Raw genomic sequence first — 19,928 nt, 5'->3', positions numbered from 1 at the left:
GACCGGCACGTCAATGCCGCGCTCCACCGCATCGTGTCCACCCGCCTGCGGGTCCACCCCGTACCCACCCAGCCGTACTCCGTTGCCGCAAACGCCACGCGGCCCGGGAGGTCTTCCACCTGGTCGAACACCTACAGCCAGTACCCCGCTCAAAGGCGCTGTCGTGACAGATGAGAGGGTCTGGCGGGTGACCCATTCAGTGATTGCCTGGTGGGGGGCTGAACTAGGGTGTCGGCATCTGTGCCAGACCCGCCCGAAAGTCGCCCTCCCGCTCGGAGAATCGCTTGTCAGACTCCACCGATGCGCCCGTTACTTTGGCGGGAGTCGCGCGCTTCGAGGGCGTTGGTCGAGCGGCGGTAAGTAACTGGCGACGCAGCCATGACTCATTCCCGATGCCGGTGGGCGGTACGGACACCAGCCCGCAGTTCTCCTTTGCGGCGGTCGAACGGTGGCTGTACGAACACGGGAAGATCGAGCGGATCGGATTGCGCGAGCGGCTGAGCGGCTGAGCGGCTGTGGCCGCGCTATGAGGCCCTGAGGGATCGTGCGGCTATGGGCGCGGCGCTCGCCGAAGCCGGCCGCAGTCTGCTTGGCGCGACAGGCGCGGATCAGCCCGCACCTGAGCATTCCTTGCTCCCGGACGAGGCCGCTCGTGTGATGAACGAGACGGTCGACGTCGCACGATACGAAGGAGAGCGGGAAACTTTCACCTTCCTGCTCACGCGCTGGCTTGATGCCCATGCACGGCAGGTCGGCACCACCCCAGCCCACTGGCCCGGCTGATGGCAGACGTTGCTCTTGCCATCCGGGCGGAGGAGCGCGGCGCCGGGGACGCCGCGGCCTCGATCGTCTATCGGCCAAGCGAGCGTCGTGCAGCGGTAGGTGATCAGCGCGCGCGGGCCGCGTCCGGCTCCCAATCCGCGGCCTTGGGGCCTGGCGGATTGTCGCGTATTCATCTGCGGCGGTGGGCCTGTGCCGCGTGCAGCCGACGGGTACGCGCTGCGCGTGGATCACAAACGGCGGCGCTGACTGCGTGAGGCTCCCCCGACCGTTGTCCCGGAGCCCGCTGCCTGGGTGTGCGGGCTGCGTGACGTGCGCTGTGGGCAGGCCACGCAGCCTGGTGGGTCAGTTCATCGTGTTAGCTGATGGCTTGGTAGCCGGTCCATCCGTCGCTGACCTTGGACAGGTCGGCACTGCCGCTGGCGACATCCGTGTAGCGCCAGAGGGCATTGTCGTTCCGGGTGAGCCACAGGTCGAAGCCGCGACCGCTGCCGTCCGCGTCACCTGGTGAGGTGATCAGGGGCACGCCGGCCGGCCCGAAGTTGGCCCCGGTTCGGATCTTGGCCGTTTGGTCGGCGAGACCGTCCCCGTTGTCACCGGTGCCGCGGTAGATGTACAGCTCGCCGGTGGTGCGATCACGGGCTCCGAGGTCGACGCGGCCGTCGCCGTTGGTGTCACCGGGGGCGAACAGGTCCATGTTCTTCCAGCCGTCGGCGCCGATGAGGATGGGCTCACGGTGGGTGTCGAGCCGGTTGTCATCGGCTCCGAAGTACAGCCAGAGCAGGTCGCCGTGCTTGACGAGAAGGTCGGGGTAACTGGGGGTGTCCGGGTTGCCGTCGTCGTCGAGGTCGAGCGGACCGTCGACGTCACCGATGGCAAGGATCTGCTCGGCGTTGCTCCAGTGGTTGTTTGCCTCGTCGTAGACGGTGAGTTCCCGGCGGTCACTGTCGTCGCCTTCGCAGTTGGTGCAGGCGAAACCGTAGCCGTTGTTGGGGTGGACCCACAGACGCCTGGCGCCTGTTGCCGCATCGGGGTGCAGGGCGATGAGGTCCTCGTAGGCGTCCCCGGTCCAGTCGCCGCGGTGGGAGATATTTACTCCGCTCCAGGTGAAGTCGGATGCGGGGGAGGTGGCGTCGGTGACGGTGCCGTCGCCTGCGCCGTAGTACCGGTGCAGGGTGCTGTCCTTGTCGATGGCCCACAGGTCGGGGTGGCCGTCGCCGTTGATGTCACCCGGCTTATCGGTTTCCTTGGGGCCGTTGGCGTAGAAGAGGTAGGGCTGCTGGTCGGACTTGTTGCCGGCCTTGTCCAGGCTTCGGGCGTACAGGTAGTTGGCGCCGGCGGTGGTCGGGGTGTATTTGACGGTGACGCTGCCGCCCGTGCTGCTGGGGGTGGTGGTCCGCACGGTGGGGTCGGTGTCGGTCCAGTACTCGTACGTGGCCACGTCCTTCACGCCGCCGCTGGAGAGGGTGAAGGAGCCTGAGGTGCGGACGCTGTTGGTGGTCGAGGGCCATCCGTCGCTGCCGTCGGGGAATTGGCTGGAGGTGATGCCGGGCGGGGAGCTGGGGCGGGTGGGGTCGAAGACGAAGCGGCAGCCTGCCGCGCCCAGGCTGGGGGTCCAGTCGGAACTGGCTCTGCCGTCGCCGGCCTGCGCCTTCCAGGAGAAGCTTCCGCCAGCGGTGGAGACGTACTGAGCGAGCGTAGCTTTCGGGACCTTGATCTTGGCGACGGTGCCGGACGTGGCGGAGACGGTCTTGTCGAAGAAGACCTTGGGGCCGTCGTCGTGGTGGCCGGTAGCCCACAGGTGGAACTGGGCCTTGACGGTGCCGCCGTCCTTGTCGCCGACCTTGGCGGTCAGGTAGACGTCGGTGTTGCCGATGGTTCCGTAGGGAGTGACGTCACCGCAGCCCTTGCTGTTCTTGGTGCTGGGGATCGTGTCCAGGCTTGAGGGTGCGTTGGGGACGGTGTTGTACTCGGTGGAGAGCACTGCGGATTTGGCGGAGAACTTCTTCCAGCCGTACACGTCTTTCTCGTTGTCGGCTTGGAGCAGCAGGGTGATCGTGTTCCACTTGCCCGACGCAGCGTCCTTGGCGGCGCGTGTCGTGTCGAACGCGAGGTTGCCTGCCGGGCAGCTGGAGCCCCAGCCCTTGGAATCGTTGACCGTGTCCAGCTGCTCGCGCTTGTCGGGCTGGTTGTTCCAGGTGGTCGACGAGCCGATGGTCGCCGTGCGGTACAGGTCGACCGGCTTTGAGGTGCACGACCAGGACCAGGTGTTCTTGATCCTGAAGGTGGACTTGATGACCTGCTTCTTGGTACTCCACAGGTTCTTGGTGTTCATGCGGAAGTACGAGCGTCCCAGACCGTTGGTCTCGTTTTCGTACCCGACGCGGGCGGTGGAGGTGGACTTGCCCGAACCGCCCCAGCCGGCCCCGTTGTAGAAGGAGCTGTTGGGATACTTTTTGTAGGCGAGGGCCCAGGAGTAGCGGGAGCCCTCTACATAGGGGTCGATGTAGACCGGGTAGGTGGTGTCCGCGCCGGCCATCAGCCCCGGGTCCGGGGTGAGTTCGAGACTGCCGTCCTTGATCTGGACAGGCATGGCGGCCTGTTGTGCGCCGTGCCCCGGCTCGAATTCGTCCGTTGCCCGGGGTTCTGCCAACTCGTCCGCGGTGGCCTTGGACTTCAGGCTTGCCGGCGCTCCGGAGCTGCTGTCCCACATGCGGGGTGTGGGAGCGGTGAACAGCTCCTGGCCGCCAGGGTTGAGCGCGCTGAGGTTGCCGTGTTCATCAGCGGTGACCTTCACACCACTGCTCGACATGTCGTACGCGATGGTCTTCAGGTCCGGATTGGCCGCCGCCTCGGGGGTCTTGACCACGAGGAGTTGGGCGAAGCCTGAGGCTCCGGCCCGCAGTTTCAGATCGACGTCGGGCAGTACGTCGGGGTAGGTGACGGTGTCCTCGGCGACGCGGGGCGCGGGCAGGGCGTTGGGCCAGGTGAAGGAGATGCTGCGGCCGTCGCGGGTGATGGTGGCCAGTGGGCCGCTTCCCCCGCCGGAGAACTCCAGCCCGAGGGTGGCTGCCCTGGGGGTGATGTTCCCGTCCTCGCCTCGGTGCAGGCTGGTGTCGATGTCGACCAGCTTGTTGCCCTGACGGGCCCACTGGGCGGTGGCATACCGCTCCTCGGTGAAGGTGCCCGAGGGGTTGGCGAAGATCTGGGATGCCTCGGTGCGCTGGGAGAGCACTTCCACCGGTTCGCCGGTGTCAGCGGCTTTGGCGAGGGCCTTGTTCTCCTCGGCTGCCTGTCTCTGCGTTGCCGGGGCAGCGTCGGCGTTTGATGGGGCGGCACCGGCCGCAGCGGGCGCGGCGGCCAGGAGCGGCACGGCCAGTGCGAGTGCTGTGACAGCGGCTATGGGGAGGCGGCGAATTCCGGCTCCCGGCAGGCGTTTTTGATGGGATCTCATCACTTGTCCTTTACAGATTCTGCACGGCGATTGTGTGCGTCACCAGCCCCGACAGTCGAACCCATTGCATGGTTGTACATGTACGCAGCGATTTCTGATGTTGACTCAAAGGCGCTGATTCACCTGGTAGTTGCCGTGGTGATTTTGTCCTAGACCACCCCTAAGCAGAAATTTGGGACATGCGTGACGTGCGAAAGTAACGGATTAATAAATCCTCGAAGCTGGTCACCGTTGCCTCACTTACAACTGTTAACTTTCCGTGGATCTTCATTGTTGTGAAAATTCTGTGGGGTGGGATGGTGTCCGGTTTGCGGGTGGGGGAGGTCGGGCGTCCTGATCGTGTGGTGAGCAGACGGTTGAGAGCCGTGCGATGGGTCGCCCTGTCGCTGGTGGCGTATCTCGTGGCCGGTCTGCTGGGGGGCCCGGTGGCCGCCGCGGCCGAACTGAGCCTGGTGAAGCTGAAGACCCCGGAGCCGGTGCCGACCTCCGCGGTGAAGCAGCAACAGCTCTCCCGGCCTGACCAAACCACTCGGCAAGCCTGGAGGAGAGCTCCGAAGGCCGTGTGGCCCGAGGCGGGCTCCGCCACCGTCGCAGTGCCCGAGACGGGCCGGGCCAAGGTCGAACCCGGAACGCTCCCGGTCAGTGTCGGCCGCGCGAAAGCCACAGGATCCAAGACGCCGGCGGCAGGCCCCGAACAGGCGCAAGTCCAGGTACTGGACCAGAAGGCAGCGAAGTCGCTTGGCGTCTCAGGGGTGGTGCTCGCGGTGCGCCCGCTGCAGGGTTCCAAGGGTGCCGTCGACGTCAGGGTCGATTACTCCAGCTTCGAGCATGCCTACGGAGGCGACTGGGCCTCACGGCTGACACTGCGACAGCTGCCGGAGTGCGCCTTGACCACTCCGGGCAAGAAGGGCTGCGCCGCCGGAAAGCCGCTCAAGAGCGACAACGACACCAAGCACAGCACGTTGTCGGCGCCCATTACGCTGCCTGCCGCGCAGACCAAGGAGCAGAAGGCGACCTCCCCGGCGGCCAAGGCTCCCGCGGGCACCCGTTCGGCAGATGGCCTGCCCATGAGGAAGGGCACGGTGCTGCTGGCCGCGTCTGCCACTGCGGCAGGCGCCTCGGGCGATTTTCGGGCCAGTTCGCTTGCGCCTTCCGCCTCTTGGTCGGCCGGCGGCTCGAACGGCGGATTCTCCTGGTCGTACGACATCGACACCCCCGAAGTCGCCGGTGGCACCGAGCCGGAGCTGAGCCTGAGCTACAGCTCGCAGTCGGTGGACGGCCGTACAGCCGCCACCAACAACCAGGCGAACTGGATCGGTGACGGCTGGAGCATGGAGCCGGGCTACATCGAGCGCCGCTACGTCTCCTGCTCGGATGACGTCAAAGACGGCAACGGCACCGACAAGAGCGGTGACCAGTGCTGGAAGAAGGACAACGCGGTTCTGAACCTGGGCGGACAGTCCAACATCCTGGTCAAGGACGACAACACCGGTGAGTGGCACCTGGAGAGCGACGACGGCACCAAGGCCGTCAAGCTCGACAGCAAGGAGCGCGGCAACGGCGACGACAACGGCGAGTACTGGCGGATCACCACCCCGGATGGGACCCGCTACTACTTCGGCTACAACCGGCTGCCAGGCTGGAGCGAGGGCAAGGCGGAGACCAACTCCACGTGGACGGTGCCGGTGTTCGGCAACCACAAAGACGAGCCCTGCCACACGGACACGTTCAAGGACTCGTGGTGCCGGCAGGCCTGGCGGTGGAACCTCGACTACGTCGTGGACGTGCACGGGGACGCGATGGCCTACTACTGGAACACCGAATCCAACTACTACGGCCGCAACGTCAACCCCAGCACCGGTGACTCCACCGCCACGTCGTACGACCGGGGCGGCTACCTGGACCGGATCGAGTACGGCCTGCGCTCCAGCACGATGTACGGCAAGAAGGCAGCGGGCAAGGTCGACTTCGACGTCGCCGAACGCTGCCTGAGCGACTGCGGCACCTTCGACAAGGATCACGCGAAGAACTGGCCCGATGTGCCTTTCGACCGGCACTGCAAGGCGGACGAGAAGTGCAAGGACCGCTACTCGCCCTCCTTCTGGACACGGAAGCGGCTGACAAAGATCTCCACTTCGGTCCTGACCGGCGGCGCCTACAAGCCGGTCGACTCCTGGGAGCTGAAGCACCAGTTCCCCGCCACTGGTGACGGAACCGATCCGGCCCTGTGGCTCTCCTCGATCACCCGCACCGGCCACACCGGCACCGGTGATGTGACGCTGCCCGCGGTCACGTTCGAGGGGCAGCAGCTCGCCAACCGCGTCGAGGGCGCCACCACCGGAGGCAGGCCCGACCCGGTGCCCCCGCTGGTGCGCTACCGCGTCTACGGCATCGACACCGAGTCGGGCGGCACCATCGGCGTCACCTACTCCGCACCCGACTGCAAGGCCGGCGACGTCCCCAGCCCGTCGGCGAACAAGCGCCGCTGCTACCCGGTCAAGTGGTCACCGCCGGACGCCCCGGCCGAGGACTACGAGCCCTACCTCGACTGGTTCCACACCTACGTGGTCGCCCAGGTCCTGGAAGCCGACAACACCGGCGGCGCCCCTGTCAAGCAGACTGACTACGCCTATCTGGACGGCATGGCGTGGACCAAGGACGAGGACGAGTTCACCAAGGCCAAGCACCTCACCTATGGCGACCGCAAGGGATATGGCCGTGTCCAGGTCCGCACCGGCGCCCCCGCAGAGGGCAAGCAGACCTTGAAGGAGTACCGCTACTTCCGCGGCATCGACGGCGCCAAGGTCGCCGACCACGAAGGCCCCACGGTCACTGACCACCAGGCCTTCGCCGGCATGACCCGCGAAGAGGCCACCTACAACGGAGCGGACGGCAAGCTGGAGATCACCACCAGCTACACCCCCTGGCACGGCGCGGCCACAGCCACCCATACACGCAGCGGCCTGCCAGCCCTGACCGCGTACGTCACCGGCAGCAAGAGCGAGACGACCCGCACAGCCGTCGCGGGCGGCTGGCGCACCACACAGAAGGACCGCACCCTCGACGAGTACGGGCTCGCCACCTCCGAATCCGACCTCGGCGATGTGGCCAGGAACGGCGACGAGGAGTGCACCACCACCAAATACGCCCGCAACACCGACAAGAACCTCCTCACCCTGGTCAAGGAGGTCAAGAAGACGGCAGTGGCCTGCGACAAGACGCCGTCACTGCCCGCTGACCTGATCTCCACCGAACGGCACTACTACGACGATGCCACCAGCCTGGACACCGCCCCCACCATGGGTGATGTGACGCGCCTGGACGAGCAGGACGACAAGGGCACCGGGTACCTCACCACCGCCCGTCACAACTACGATCAGCACGGCCGCGAGTTGAGTGAAACCGACGCGGACGGCAACGCCACGACGACCGCATACACTCCCACGACCGTCGAGGCACCCACCTCTACGACCGTGACCAACGCGCTCAAGCACACCACAACCACCACCTACGACCCGGCCCGCGGCGTGACCACTGCTGCTGTCGACGCCAACGGAAAGCGCACCGACGCCGTCCACGACGGCCTGGGCCGCACGGTGAAGGTGTGGAACCCCGGCTGGGCCAAGGCTGACCACGCCACCCAGCCTTCCGCCGAGTACGCCTACACGGTCTCCAAGACGGTCGCGAACGCCGTGGCCACCAAGACCCTGCAATACGACGGCTCGTACGCCACCAGCTACCAGCTCTACGACGGCCTGATGCGCGAACGCGAGACCCAGGCCCCAGCCATCGGAACCAAAAACCGCGTCGTCACCGAGACGCGGTACGACACCCGCGGCTTCGCCTGGAAGTCGTACGCCGCCTACTACGCCGACGGTGCACCCTCCACGACCCTGGCCCAGGGCGCGGACAACAAGGTGCCTGCGATGACGGAGAACCTCTACGACGGCATGGGCCGGGTCACCGACGCGATCTCCCGCAAGTACGGCGACGAACAGTGGCGCACCAAGACGCTGTACGGGGGCGACCGCACCACGGTCATCCCGCCCAAGGGCGGCACCGCGAGCACGGTGGTCACCGACGCACGCGGCCGGACGACCGAACGCCTGCAGTACACGGACACTGAGCGCGCCAAGTCCCAGAGGACGACGTACGGGTACGGCAAGTTCGATGAGCCGGAGAAGGTCACCGACCCGGCCGGCAACACCTGGACCTACGGCTTCGACGCGCGCGGCCAGCAGACCACCGCCGATGACCCCGACAAGGGCGTCACCCGCACCACGTACGACAAGCTCGGCCACCCGACCTCCATGACGGATGCACGGGATGTCACGCTGACCACCGGCTATGACGAGCTGGGCCGCAAAACGGAGCTGAAGAAGGGCACCGGCCTGCTGGCCAAGTGGACCTACGACACCGTCGCCAAGGGCCAACCCGCTAGCAGCACCCGCTACATCGACGGCCAGGAGTACCGCTCGGCCACTACCGGCTACAACGACCACTACCAGCCCCTGTCCAGCACCGTCACCGTCCCCGACGGGGTAGGCGACCTGGCAGGCACCTACACCTGGACTTTCGGCTACAACAAGTACACCGGCCAACAGGAGTGGACGAAACAGCCGGAGGTCGGCAACCTGCCCAGCGAACGCCAGGTCACCATCTACGGTGAAGGCAACCTGCCACAAAAGACCACGACAGGGTCCGTCACCCTGGTCAACTCCACGTCACACGACGTGTTCTCCCGCCCCGTGCGCACCGAGTTCGGCACGCTGGGGAAGAGGGTCTACAAGACCCAGGTCTACGACGAGCACACCGGCCGCATGACCCGCCAGACCACCGACCGTGACCTGGCCCCGCAGCGCATCGACGACACCACCTACGCCTACGACGACTCGGGCAACGTCACCGGCATCACCACCGCCAGCGGCCAGGACGAGACCAAGTCCACCGACACCCAGTGCTTCACCAACGACGCACTGGGGCAGCTCACCGAGGCCTGGACCACCAAGACCAACTGCAGCACCGCTCCCTCAGCAAGCACCGTCGGTGGCCCGGACGCCTACTGGCAGTCCTTCATGTACGACGCCATCGGCAACCGCACCCAGCAGACCGACCACAACTCCGGAGCCACCACCACCTACACCCAACCCGAGCCCAACACCGGCCTGCCGCATGCCGTACAAGAAGCAACCGTCAAGGGCGGCCCCGACGACGGACAGAAGAACACCTACGGTTACGACGAAGCCGGCAACACCACCAAGCGCACCCTCGGCAACCGGGCTCAGGACCTCACCTGGGACGATGAAGGGCACCTCGCCACCCTCACCGAGGGCAGCAAGAAGACCAGCTACCTCTACGACGCCGACGGTGACCGCATGATTACCAAGGAAGCGGACGGCAGCCAAACCCTCACCCTGCCCGGCGACAACGAACTGAAGATCACTAAGGCCGGAGCCAAGGAAGGCGTCCGCTACTACACTCACGAGGGCGAAGCCGTCGCCGTCCGCACCGGCAAGGGCTTCTCCTTCCTCCTCTCCGACCACCAGGGCACCTCCATGGCTGCCATAGCCATGGGCACCCTCGCCATCACCCGCCGCAAGCAACTCCCCTTCGGTGGACAGCGATCCAGCCAGTCCGAGTCCATCCCGGGAACCCGTGGCTTCGTCGGCGGCACTGACGACCCCACCGGCCTGGTGCACCTGGGCGCCCGCGAGTATGACCCGGCCCTGGGCCGCTTCCTCTCCGTCGACCCAGTCAACGACGTTGACGACCCGGTCCAGATGAACGCTTACTCCTACGCTCACAACAGCCCCCTGACCAAGTCCGACCCCGACGGTCTGCGTCCCCTGGGCCCGACCGACAGCACGGCAGGCGATGCGGCCTGGGCCGCAGACCGCGGCATGTACGCCGGCTACCAATACAAGGGCAACGGCAGATGGGTCTGGAAGCAGACCCCCCGCAAGGGCAAGATCTACCGCCAGCGCTACCGCGCCTACCGCGCCAACCCCTCCCACTACCTCATCGACGACAGCTACTACCGAGCCCGTGTCCGTCAGTCCGCCATCAACCGCGCCAAATGGCAGGCACAGGCCAGAGCCAAGGCCCGCGCCGAAGCGGAGAGGAAGGCCCAGGCAGAACGCCGCAAGAAGGACGGCATCTTCGGTAACATCAGGAAGGGCAACTGGGGCGCCGCCTGGGACAACACCAAGGACAAGGTCACTGACAAGCACTGGCTGATCGACAAGGGCGTGGGAATCCTCGCAGCGACTGGAACGGCAGCGTGCATCCTGGCAGCGCCCTGCGGAGCAGGCCTCTTCGTTGTAGGTGCGGCGGGTCTGTATGCGGGTGGCCTCGGGGCTCACTACGCCGCTTCGTCGCGACGAGAGAGACGCGAGGGCATGAGCCAATACCTAGTGGGCACCGCCAAGGCCGAGGGAATGGGGATTCTTGCCGGTAGCCTGTGCGGGAGAGGAGTGGGCGGTTGCGTGGCTATGGGCCCCAAAGCCGGCTTTCCCCTGCAGGGAGTACCTCGTACAGGACTACCACGGGCCGCATTTGGTCACATTGGCAGAACTGTGAAGGATTGGCTGTTCTGATGAGCACTCTATTGAATGCGCTCCGGTGCGGCCTCCTGCATGAAGAAGGGACCGGCCTTGAAGGGTGAGCGGTCGTACCCACGGGTAACGAAAAACTGGCGCAACTCTCCAGTCACATGCCGGGACGACGAGTGGGTCTCCCAACAAGAGGCGGCGCAGCTGCTCGGTATCTCTGTGGCGAGGGTCGTGTGGCGCCTCATGACGGAGAACCTGGTGCCGGCCCATGACAGCAACGGTCGGGCAGGCGTTACCCGCGAGAGCATCGAGCGGGACCACCATTGGCTGGAGCATGCATCATGGCGCGCAAAGACACTCCGGGGCATCAAGGGCCTGGTGCGCTGGATCTGAAGAAGAGCGTGAGTGCGGCCGAGGGCGGCTATCGCCGGCGGGGCAAGACGTACATTGGCACTCTGTGTGCGTAGCTGAGTCTGCTCTACACCATCATGACGACCTCCCGACATCTCGTCGCGTGGCTCAGGGCCGAAACAGGCAGCCTCGGGGGAATGCCTGTCTAGCAGCCGGGCGGGCAGTGTACTGGCAAGCAGACAGAGCTGCACGTGTGAGGCGGTAACTAGGGACACGTTCTGCAGGCCTCACCGGCTGGCTGCCGGTGAGGCCTGTCGGCGATCAGCTCACCAGGGCGCCTCTATGGCGGCGGTGGCGATGGGCACCCTTGCCGTCACCCGCCGCGAGCAACTCTCCTTCGGCGGACAGCGATCCAGCCAGTCCGAGTCCATCCCGGGAACCCGTGGCTTCGTCGGCGGCACTGACGACCCCACCGGCCTGGTGCACCTGGGCGCCCGCGAGTATGACCCGGTCCTGGGCCGCTTCCTCTCCGTCGACCCAGTCAACGACGTTGACGACCCGGCCCAGATGAACGCCTACTCCTACGCTCACAACAGCTCCCTGACCAAGTCCGACCCCGGGACCTTGGTCCGGTAGGTCCTGGGCAGCCTGGCGATAGCGTTGCCACGATATGCCTGGCCCCAGGTTCTAGCACCGCCGACAGCTCTGCCGAAGGCTGTTGCGCCTCCGCCGCCAACCACGGTCCAGGCAAGATCCTTGAAGTAGGCGCTAACATCCCAGTTGCCTGTACCGAACCCGTCCCCTAAGAACTTGGCAGCAGCTATCCCTGCACTGGCTACGACGAACACGCCTGCTGACGCCACGATGCATACGCCGAATCCGACGGCTGACGAGTAGGTCTTCATGTCATCCCAATGGTCTTCCACCCATTGCCTTGCGTCGGAGCTCTTGACATTGTCCCAGGCGGCGCCGAAGTTTCCGTTGCGGATGTTGCCGAGGATGCCGTCCTTCTTGCGGCATTCGGCCTGGGTCTTTCGCTCGGCTGCGGCGCGAGCTCTGGTCTGAGCCTGTAACTGGGCGCGGGCTGCGGCTCTCTGTTGGGCGCGGGCACGGGCGTAGCTGATGGTCGGCGTACATGCCGCGGTCCGCGGCCCAGGCCGCATCGCCTGCCGTGCCGTCGGTCAGGCCCAGGGGACGCAGACCGTCCGGGAGTCCGAGGTGTCGGCGGCGGTCGTAGATCACACGTGACGGCCGATGACCCCAGGCGTGCCATCAACTGGAGTGTGACGGCTGGGAACATGGGCGGCAACGCTGGATTCAATACAGCATTCTGTGGTTCAGGTAACGCGAGCCTTGGGGCCTACGCGGGATCCTGCTAGCAGGCGTTCTACCTGGGGATGGATAGCGGTATGTGCTGTCCATCCCCGAACCTTCCACAGGGTGAGCAAGAATTGGAGGAGGGACAGCTTTGCCGAAGCGGCAAAGTGAAAGTACTTAGAAGAGGCTCCTTCCGAGTCATGTCGTGATCCTTCACCGGTCTCTTCGGAGCCGCCGCAGTTGGTGCGATATCCATCCTGACGAATGGGCTTAAAAGCGGCCCCATGTTCGGCGTTAGCCCTTTCGCGTCGTATCTGTGGTTCTCGAATCGTCCATAGTGATTCCGTTGCGACCGTCATCAACCCTCTACTGACGTACACCGTTCCCTATCGAGCAATCGCTCGTGTTGCAGTCGAGAGTGGTGGCACGCTGATCGTCGTCACATGCGATGGCGACGAGATTCATTCCACTGGTTTTGCGGGATCCATCATCGACAGTCTGGTCGGCTCTACGGACCGTGCCGTAGGTGAGCTTGAAAAGCGCCTCAAGCTCGGTAAAGGCGACTAAAAGGCAGAGGCCTCCAGGGTCTTTACCATCTCGTGGGTTGCGGATTTTTGTGCGGATGGTGCAGGGATGTTCGCCGTTGGTGCGGCGATCGTAGGAGCGTGATATCGCCTCACCGCGACCCGAACGGAGGGAGCGAGGCCCCGGTCAGCCGTGCCCCGAGTGGTACGGCCACGGTGGTGGCGATGAAGAGCGAGCTGGCCGAAGAGGATGATCGCCTTCGGGTGACGGATTCTGGCGCGGACCGCGATCAGTTGGTCGATGTTGGTGCGGTAGAAGAGAATGTGCTGGTTTTATCGTGGCTGATGCGCTGGAGCATTGCCCTGCCAGGGGTAGTCGGCGGGGAAGGTCTGCAGGATGCCGGCCTCGGCGGCGGTGATGCGGATCGGATCCGGGGCGGGGGCAGTGCCTGGCGGCGTGGAAGGGGTTGACTCGGCCTGCCATACGCCCTCGTTGGCACGGTGACCGAAGAACAGGGTCCCGGCCGGCTCGGCGATCGTGCGGACGGTGGCGTTGGCCTGGTTGTTGCTGCGCAGGGTCCAGCGCCACACCGTGGGCGTCGCTTGTGTGGCGGGGTGTTCGGCGTGGACGGATCTCTCTGCCCGGCTACCCATCACACTGGCAGTCGAGTTGGCGGGCGGATGCGGCTTCCAGGTGCCGCGGTCGCGGGTGTCGCTGAGGGTCTTGCGGGAGCCGGAGGGGAACGGCTCGGGTCCGCCGCCTGGGCCGCCTCCGGCGCAGACGGTGGGTATGGGGCGGTCGGTGGCGCCCATCCGAGGGCTTCGGTCATGGATGCCCAGCGGACGCGGCCCGGACCGAACAGCGACTCGGGTTCGATGAATTTGGCGTGGGTGGGTGGCGGCGGTTCGGCGGTGCGCGTGCGTGAGGCGAACAGATCGCCCGCCTCCTGGTCTGCGGCACGCCGTAGTCGGCCGCGTTCAAGATCCCGGTCCAAGCCGAGTACCCCCAGGTCCGCAGGATCGCGGCGTACTGGCGCCACAGGGGCAGGACGTCGGGGACTTCAGGAGGACGCCCCGCAGAGGAACGGGCCACAGTAACGCAGGTCACTGCCGTGTCTCTCTTCATGTATTCCCTGCCATCAACGAACGCCAGCTATTGCGTGGTTTCGGTTAGCGGTCGAGTTTGAGCACACGGGGTTCGTGTGTCGGGAGGGGCGGAAGGAGGGGCGGGTGCTGTCCTGGGTCTGAGGTCTGACTCATGATTTTTCTGACCAGGATGTCTCTGTCACACAGTGTCGGCCGTTGCCTGGGGATGGTGCGTTGCTGGTGCCGGGCTGGCGGGGCGTGTCCCAATAGGGGCCTGCCGATTGTTGTGGCGTCCTCCCGATTCTGACCGTCTGACGTGGCCCGGTACCGGCAACGCGACGCGTCATAGGACTGGGAATGGATCGGGTATGGCGACTGCGACCATGTCCAGTGCGCTGCCTGCGCCGAAGGCCCGCCCTCGCCGTCCGGCGGGGGACGTGGTGCTAGGAGTGGACACGCACCGGGATGCGCATGTGGCTTCGGCGCTCTCCTTGACGGGGGCAGTGCTTGCCACCGATGAGTTCCCGGCCACCGCGGCCGGCTACCGCGCTCTGCTGAAGTGGGCCAGAAGGTCGGGAGCCGTGAGGCGGGCCGGAGTGGAGGAACCGGCTCCTACGGGGCGTCCTTGACACGCTACCTGCTGGCCCAGGACGTGGGCGTGTTTGACGTGAACTGGATGGACCGGGCCGATCGCCGTCGGCGCGGCAATTCGGATCCACTCGATGCTCAGAACGCGGCGCGAGCTGTGCTGAGCGGGCGGGCCTGTGCTCGGGCCAAATCGGGCGATGGGCCGGTGCAGATCGCCAGGATGCACAAGCTCACGAAGGCGTCGGCCGTCAAAGCCTGCACCCAGGCCATCAACCAATTCAAGGCCGTGATCGTCACCGCCGATCCGCCTTGCGGGAAGAGCTGGCCGGACTGGGCAATGCCGAACTCTTCCATACCTGTGCGTGGTTCACCGACGCGACCAGTCACGAGGGGGCAGGCGAGGAGTCGGTGCTGCAGGCCACCCGGACCACGCTGGGCCTGCTGGCATCTCGGATTGGCCAGCTCTCCGAGGAGTCCGCGAGGTGGACGCTCGGCTGGCCCGGCTCGTGGAATGTCATGCCCCTCAGCTGCTCGATGTGGTGGGGGTTGGCCCGGACACGGCTGTCGCTCTGCTGATCACGGTGGGGGACAACCCAGAACGGCTGGGCAGTGAGGCGTCCTTCGCTGCCTTGTGCGGGGTGAGCCCCGTCGAGCGTTCCTCGGGACGTCGGCAGGTCCGCCGTCTCAACCGCGGCGGTGGCCGGGAGGCCAATGCCGCGCTCCACCGCATCGTGTTCACCCGCCTGCGGATCGACCGGCGCACCCAGGCGTGCTACGAGCGCCGCATCAAGGAGGGCAAGACCCGACGCGAAATCGTCCGTTGCCGCTCACGCTACGCGGCCCGAGAGGTCTTCCACCTGGTCAAACAGCTACAGCCAGTACCCCGCGCATAGGCGCTGTCGTGACAGATGAGAGGGTCTGGCGGGTGAGTGAGCCACCGAAGAACACCCTGCAATACCGCTTTGACGGGCCCGAAGACGCCCCCGTGCTGATCCTGGGTGCCTCCCTCGGTACCACATGGCACAGGTGGGCGAAGCCGTCTTATGGCGTCTACGTGGTCTAGATCGACGCCGTTCACGCAGCTGGAGCCTTTGTGGTCCGGGTGCGTCGACGGTATTGGTGACACGAACGTGACACGTGACCCTCCATCCGATCGGCGAAAGCCATGTCTTGACCTTTGGGCATACGACAGGCTGGTGCGGCACACATTCGGCATCCCTAGCCAGGAGCTCACGAGCATGTCCCCGAGCGTTGCAGCAGATGACGAGGTTCCTCTTCCAACGGCACGCGATGTTCCACTCGGTCCCCTGGCAGGCATGGACGTACCGCTGTGGCAGGCAGCGACCGGCTCAGTGCTCCACCTGTCGGCGGAGTGCGGGGCGTTCCGCGTCCCTGCGCAGCGGGCTGGTGTCAGCCTGCGTGTACCGGACCGCGGCAGCATGGCCGACGTTCCGGAGCCCGGCGGCTGTCGGCGTTGTCCCAGCCCGTTCCCTGACTACTACACACAGGCCCGCCGTCTGGTCTCACGTATGGAAGCGCTGCGCGCGCTGGCTGATCGGCTCGACTCCGGACATGACCTGGAGGCGTACTGCGACGTTCTCGCATTCGGCATGCACGGCCCGGGAGGCAGCGACCTCAAGGATGCCCACCGTCTGCTGCGCAAGCCGCTCCTGGCACTTGAGGCCGCCCGGGAGCGGTTGGCGAAACGCCATGTCGACGCGTACCGAGACGGGAAGTCCAGGGAGGAGCTACTGCTGATCGGAACGGCCGCGCTCCTCGACTCCGACTTCCGTCGCCGTCGGCCTGGAAAGTTCCGGCTCCCCTGGCAGGAGATGTGGGAGGAGATCTGCGAGGGAGCCCTGGCCGCACAAGAGCTGAAGGACACCTCGTCGGGCCCGGCCCGCTATGACTACCAGTACGGATTCGACCGATGGTGTGAGGGGTGGCTCCGGGCCTTCATGCGTCTCGCCCCTGCCGAGCAGCACGACCACACCTCGCCTGTCGCGGCGCGATGGGCCCGCGCTCGCGATGCCTTGGAGCGCGGAATCAAGCGCGACCTTCGCGATGAGTCGTGGGTGACCAGACTGGTCGATCAACTGCACGACACGGGGCGAGGAATGGTGACCGGCATTGCCGCTTCCCTGGCCGAGCCGGTGGTCGTGGCCTACGACGGGCGCGAGGTGATCGATCTGCCCTGGCCGGCCCAGTACCTCCTCTGGGCCCAATACCCGGGCGGTGTCCGCCAAGCCAGCCACAGCCGACACCGCCTGACCGCCCTCCCTCAGCTCTTCACCATCCTTGATGGTCTCTCGACTCGCTCTTTGTGGGTGATCGCCGACACTGAGTGGCATGACTCACCAACCGTCTACCAAGAGGCCATCGACAATGTCCCCAAGGCCGCGTTCTCTCCCGAGGCCCGCTGCTGGTGGACCACCAACGCAGCCGGGCGGCTCGTCCACCTCCTGTCCATGGCCCGAGCAGACGCTCTCTCCGCACAGCGAGAGGCCCAGCGCGCCCAGACCCCGTGGCGGTAGGCCACCGCTAGCGAGGGCTCCTTCGGGTCGTCAAGTCATCGGACGCGATCAGGTTTCAGGCAGCCTTGCCATAGATAGCACCCTCAGCATCGATGAGACCAAACTGTCATCTCCCTCGAGGGCCCCCAGTCCCGCCCGATGACATGGTCTTCGGCAAGCAGATAGCTCGTCACCAACCTGCGGCGGGCGCTCTCCGATGTCCCGGGTGTCTCGATACCGATGCCGAACAGCACTGCATCCTCCCCACGACCGCATAGCCGCCACCTGCCGTCGCCGTCCGAACCGACGAGCGCAGGTGTAAGTGCCGGGCCGCACGGAAGATTTCAGTGGGCGGACTGTGACCTGTGCACTGAAATCGTGCGGCGACTCATGGCTGTCCGAGCGCACTGGTTGCTTCGGTGTCCGGTGGCTGCGGCGCTCTGCCGTCCCTGAGCGTGGGTGCGCTGGAGTCAGCGTTTGACGCGGTTGCGGACGGCCAGGACCGCCAAGCCCAACAGGATCGGCTCGGTCACGCGGGACGCCATCTCGATGTAAGCGCCGGTGGTGGTCAGGTCCTGGCCGGAGGAGCGGAACACCACCGAGTTGAGCGTGACGTTCAGGGCCTTCTCGAAGCGCTCGCCGGTGACCCTGTCCCCGGTGGGGTTCTGGGGATCAGCTTTGTCGATCTCGAAGGTGACCCTGCCGCCGCCGGGCGGCACGGTTCCGGTCGCTTCCTGCTTCGGGGAGCCCTTCGGGAGCCCGAAGCCCATCAGCAGCATGATGGTGAGGAGCATGGCGGCAGCGAGCCAGCCCACGGCTCGAGAGGCACGCAGGCCGTAGCCGGACAGCGCCCAGTAGGCGGTCAGGAGGTTCCGCTCGCTTCGGGGGATGTCGTCGGCGTGGCGGCGCATCTCCATCTCCCCGTAGTAGAAGTCGGCTGCCCCAGGCTCGTGTTTGCCGTCCTCGAACGCTTTGCGTAGCGCCCTGTACACCGGTGCCAGTTGCAACGGCCCGACATGTCCGGTGCCGAGCACCGCCACATTCCAACCCCGGACTACGGTCGGCTGGCTCGCGCGCCAGTGGTGCTCTTCGGCAAGCGTGCGGCGCTGGGCGAACCAGATGGGGCGCCAGCGCCGCCACTGCATGCGCGGCGGCACTTGATCGAAGGAACAGTTGCCCTCCAGCCGGACCTGGTCCAGATGCACGGTCCCGGTGAACAGGCACCCCGACAAGTCGACGTCGGCGAGGACCAGATGGGCCGCGTCCACGCCACGCAGCGAGGCCATCCGCACCGTGGCGTCGGGTGCGCCGGCAACAGCCTGTTCCGCCACCGTCTGTCCGTCGGGGCGAACGAAGGGGGTGGCCTCAGCGGCGATCGTGAGGGGGTACTCGAAGACGGCGTGGGAGAAGTTTACTGTGGTGTAGCGGAGACGCAGCTCAGCCGTTGATGACCAGTGGGTCCGCCGACACTCCAGTCGGCGCGCGGCGAACGAGAGGGTCACCGGGCCGCCGAACAGCGCCCCGGACAACTTCACCCGCTCCGCGCACACCAACGGCCCGAGGTTGGCCGACCGTTCGAAAACCGCCTGCTCGAGCAGCGTATCGCCGTAGATGGTCGCCGACTCGAATCGGGCGTCGTCCTGAAAGGTCGCCCACTGGAACTCGGCGTTGCTGTGGAAGGTTGCCGACGTGAACAGGGCACTGCTCTCGAAGGTCACTGACTGGAAGCTGGCAGTGCCGTCGAAGGTCACCGATAGGAACCCGGCGGTGAGCTGGAAGGTTGCTGACATGAACAGGGCGGAGTTTTCGAAGGTCGCATCGCTGAACAGGGCGATGCCCTCGAAGGTCACCGACGCGAACTGGGCGGCGCCCGCGAAGGTCGCTGAAGCGAACCAAATGGTCTTACGGAAGTTCGCCGACTCGAAGTTGACGGAGCGTTGGAAGATCGCCCGCCGGAACCCGGCGTCGCCCTCGAAGGTCACCAACTCGAACTGAGCCAATCCCTGGAAGGTTGCCGACTCGAACTCGGTATCGCCATGGAACATCGCCGACTTGAACCCCGCGCCACCCTCGAAGGTAACTGACCGGAACCCGGCGGCGCCATGGAATACCGCCGACTCGAACTGGGCGGTGTCCTTGAAGGTGGCCGAGCCGATCCAGGCGGCTTTCTTGAAGGTTGCCGAGTGGAACCTGGCGGTGCCCTTGAAGATCGCCGCTGGGAACCTGACGATGCCCTCGAAGACTGCCGACTCGAACATTGCTGCGCCCTCGAAGGTCACCGTCTCGAACTGGACCATGCCCTCAAAAGTTGCTGATTCGAACCAGGCCGTGCCAAAGCGGGGGCGCCCCGTGGTTGGGTCACGCAGGGCGTCAAGTATCCGGTTCAGAAGGTCTTCGGTGATGGGGGTGCCGCGGTGGTCGAGGTCGGCGCCCGGGCCCAGGGTGCCCAGGTAGACATCGCGCTCGGCGCCAGCCAGGTGGGCGAGGCATGCGGTGTGGCCGGGGATGTGGATGCCTCGGCAGCCGACAGGGTCATCCTGGGTGGCACCGTGGCCACAGTGTGGCCAGGCAGGCGGAGTTGGGTCCGGTTCGGGTCTTGGCTGTGGCATACCTGAAGGACGATCAAGCACGGCCGGATAGTTGCCGATCCAGCCTCCGAGGTTGCACTGAGACGCCATTTCGTTTGGCGTGATCTTGCGGCACTCTGGGATGGTGACGGCCGCACTTGTTGAGCGAATGGCGCCGGACAGCCTGTGGGAGTTGT

At 65.9% G+C, this 19,928-nt stretch carries 10 protein-coding genes and 1 pseudogene; 7 read left to right on the top strand and 4 right to left on the bottom strand.

Going from position 1 to position 19,928, the window contains the following annotated elements:
• The first annotated feature begins 284 nt into the window (after positions 1–284).
• On the top strand, positions 285–509 hold the full coding sequence (locus tag ACZ6CV_RS32295; protein ID WP_469254796.1) for a hypothetical protein: 225 nt from the start codon (positions 285–287) through the stop codon (positions 507–509).
• 43 nt (positions 510–552) lie between these two features.
• Positions 553–783 (top strand): hypothetical protein, encoded by a 231-nt coding sequence (locus ACZ6CV_RS32290; protein WP_469254795.1) that lies wholly within the window; start codon positions 553–555, stop codon positions 781–783.
• 355 nt (positions 784–1,138) lie between these two features.
• Here ACZ6CV_RS32290 and ACZ6CV_RS32285 read toward each other — a convergent pair whose 3' ends face one another.
• On the bottom strand, positions 1,139–4,234 hold the full coding sequence (locus ACZ6CV_RS32285; protein ID WP_469254794.1) for an FG-GAP-like repeat-containing protein: 3,096 nt from the start codon (positions 4,232–4,234) through the stop codon (positions 1,139–1,141).
• 365 nt (positions 4,235–4,599) lie between these two features.
• Here ACZ6CV_RS32285 and ACZ6CV_RS32280 point away from each other — a divergent pair, with 365 nt between their 5' ends.
• The 3 genes from ACZ6CV_RS32280 to ACZ6CV_RS32270 all read left to right on the top strand — a co-directional run bounded on the left by ACZ6CV_RS32280 (position 4,600) and on the right by ACZ6CV_RS32270 (position 11,772).
• Positions 4,600–10,830, top strand: coding sequence for an RHS repeat domain-containing protein (locus ACZ6CV_RS32280; RefSeq protein WP_469254793.1), 6,231 nt, complete (start codon positions 4,600–4,602; stop codon positions 10,828–10,830).
• A 198-nt stretch (positions 10,831–11,028) separates the two neighbouring features.
• On the top strand, positions 11,029–11,178 hold the full coding sequence (locus ACZ6CV_RS32275) for a hypothetical protein (protein WP_469254792.1): 150 nt from the start codon (positions 11,029–11,031) through the stop codon (positions 11,176–11,178).
• Between the two features lie 315 nt (positions 11,179–11,493).
• Positions 11,494–11,772 (top strand): RHS repeat-associated core domain-containing protein, encoded by a 279-nt coding sequence (locus ACZ6CV_RS32270; RefSeq protein WP_469254791.1) that lies wholly within the window; start codon positions 11,494–11,496, stop codon positions 11,770–11,772.
• A 1,562-nt stretch (positions 11,773–13,334) separates the two neighbouring features.
• Here ACZ6CV_RS32270 and ACZ6CV_RS32265 read toward each other — a convergent pair.
• Positions 13,335–14,040, bottom strand: a pseudogene (locus tag ACZ6CV_RS32265) (DNA cytosine methyltransferase); the annotation flags it as partial.
• Between the two features lie 749 nt (positions 14,041–14,789).
• Complete coding sequence (locus tag ACZ6CV_RS32260) at positions 14,790–15,005, bottom strand: hypothetical protein (RefSeq protein WP_469254790.1); 216 nt, start codon at positions 15,003–15,005, stop codon at positions 14,790–14,792.
• 128 nt (positions 15,006–15,133) lie between these two features.
• Between ACZ6CV_RS32260 and ACZ6CV_RS32255 the strand changes: the two genes are divergently transcribed.
• Positions 15,134–15,544 carry a transposase gene (locus tag ACZ6CV_RS32255; RefSeq protein ID WP_469254789.1) on the top strand — a complete coding sequence of 137 codons (411 nt, stop codon included), beginning with the start codon at positions 15,134–15,136 and terminating at the stop codon, positions 15,542–15,544.
• A gap of 423 nt (positions 15,545–15,967) precedes the next feature.
• Entirely contained in the window at positions 15,968–17,185 is a 1,218-nt protein-coding gene (locus tag ACZ6CV_RS32250) for a hypothetical protein (RefSeq protein WP_469254788.1), read from the top strand.
• Between the two features lie 449 nt (positions 17,186–17,634).
• Here the strand turns inward: ACZ6CV_RS32250 and ACZ6CV_RS32245 are convergent.
• Positions 17,635–19,928: pentapeptide repeat-containing protein (locus ACZ6CV_RS32245; RefSeq protein ID WP_469254787.1), on the bottom strand; the 2,294-nt coding region annotated here is incomplete at its 5' end.

It is taken from the genome of Streptomyces sp. NPDC041713 (assembly GCF_055591085.1).
The sequence above is the reverse complement of the archived record's forward strand: the minus strand, read 5'-3'. Positions and strand labels throughout refer to the sequence as shown.

Coding starts and splice junctions, on each gene's coding strand:
- ACZ6CV_RS32275 (WP_469254792.1), top strand. CDS start 11,029: ATGACGGAGAACCTGGTGCCGGCCCATGACAGCAACGGTCGGGCAGGC.
- ACZ6CV_RS32270 (WP_469254791.1), top strand. CDS start 11,494: ATGGGCACCCTTGCCGTCACCCGCCGCGAGCAACTCTCCTTCGGCGGA.
- ACZ6CV_RS32260 (WP_469254790.1), bottom strand. CDS start 15,005: ATGGAAGAGTTCGGCATTGCCCAGTCCGGCCAGCTCTTCCCGCAAGGC.
- ACZ6CV_RS32250 (WP_469254788.1), top strand. CDS start 15,968: ATGGACGTACCGCTGTGGCAGGCAGCGACCGGCTCAGTGCTCCACCTG.
- ACZ6CV_RS32290 (WP_469254795.1), top strand. CDS start 553: ATGGGCGCGGCGCTCGCCGAAGCCGGCCGCAGTCTGCTTGGCGCGACA.
- ACZ6CV_RS32285 (WP_469254794.1), bottom strand. CDS start 4,234: ATGAGATCCCATCAAAAACGCCTGCCGGGAGCCGGAATTCGCCGCCTC.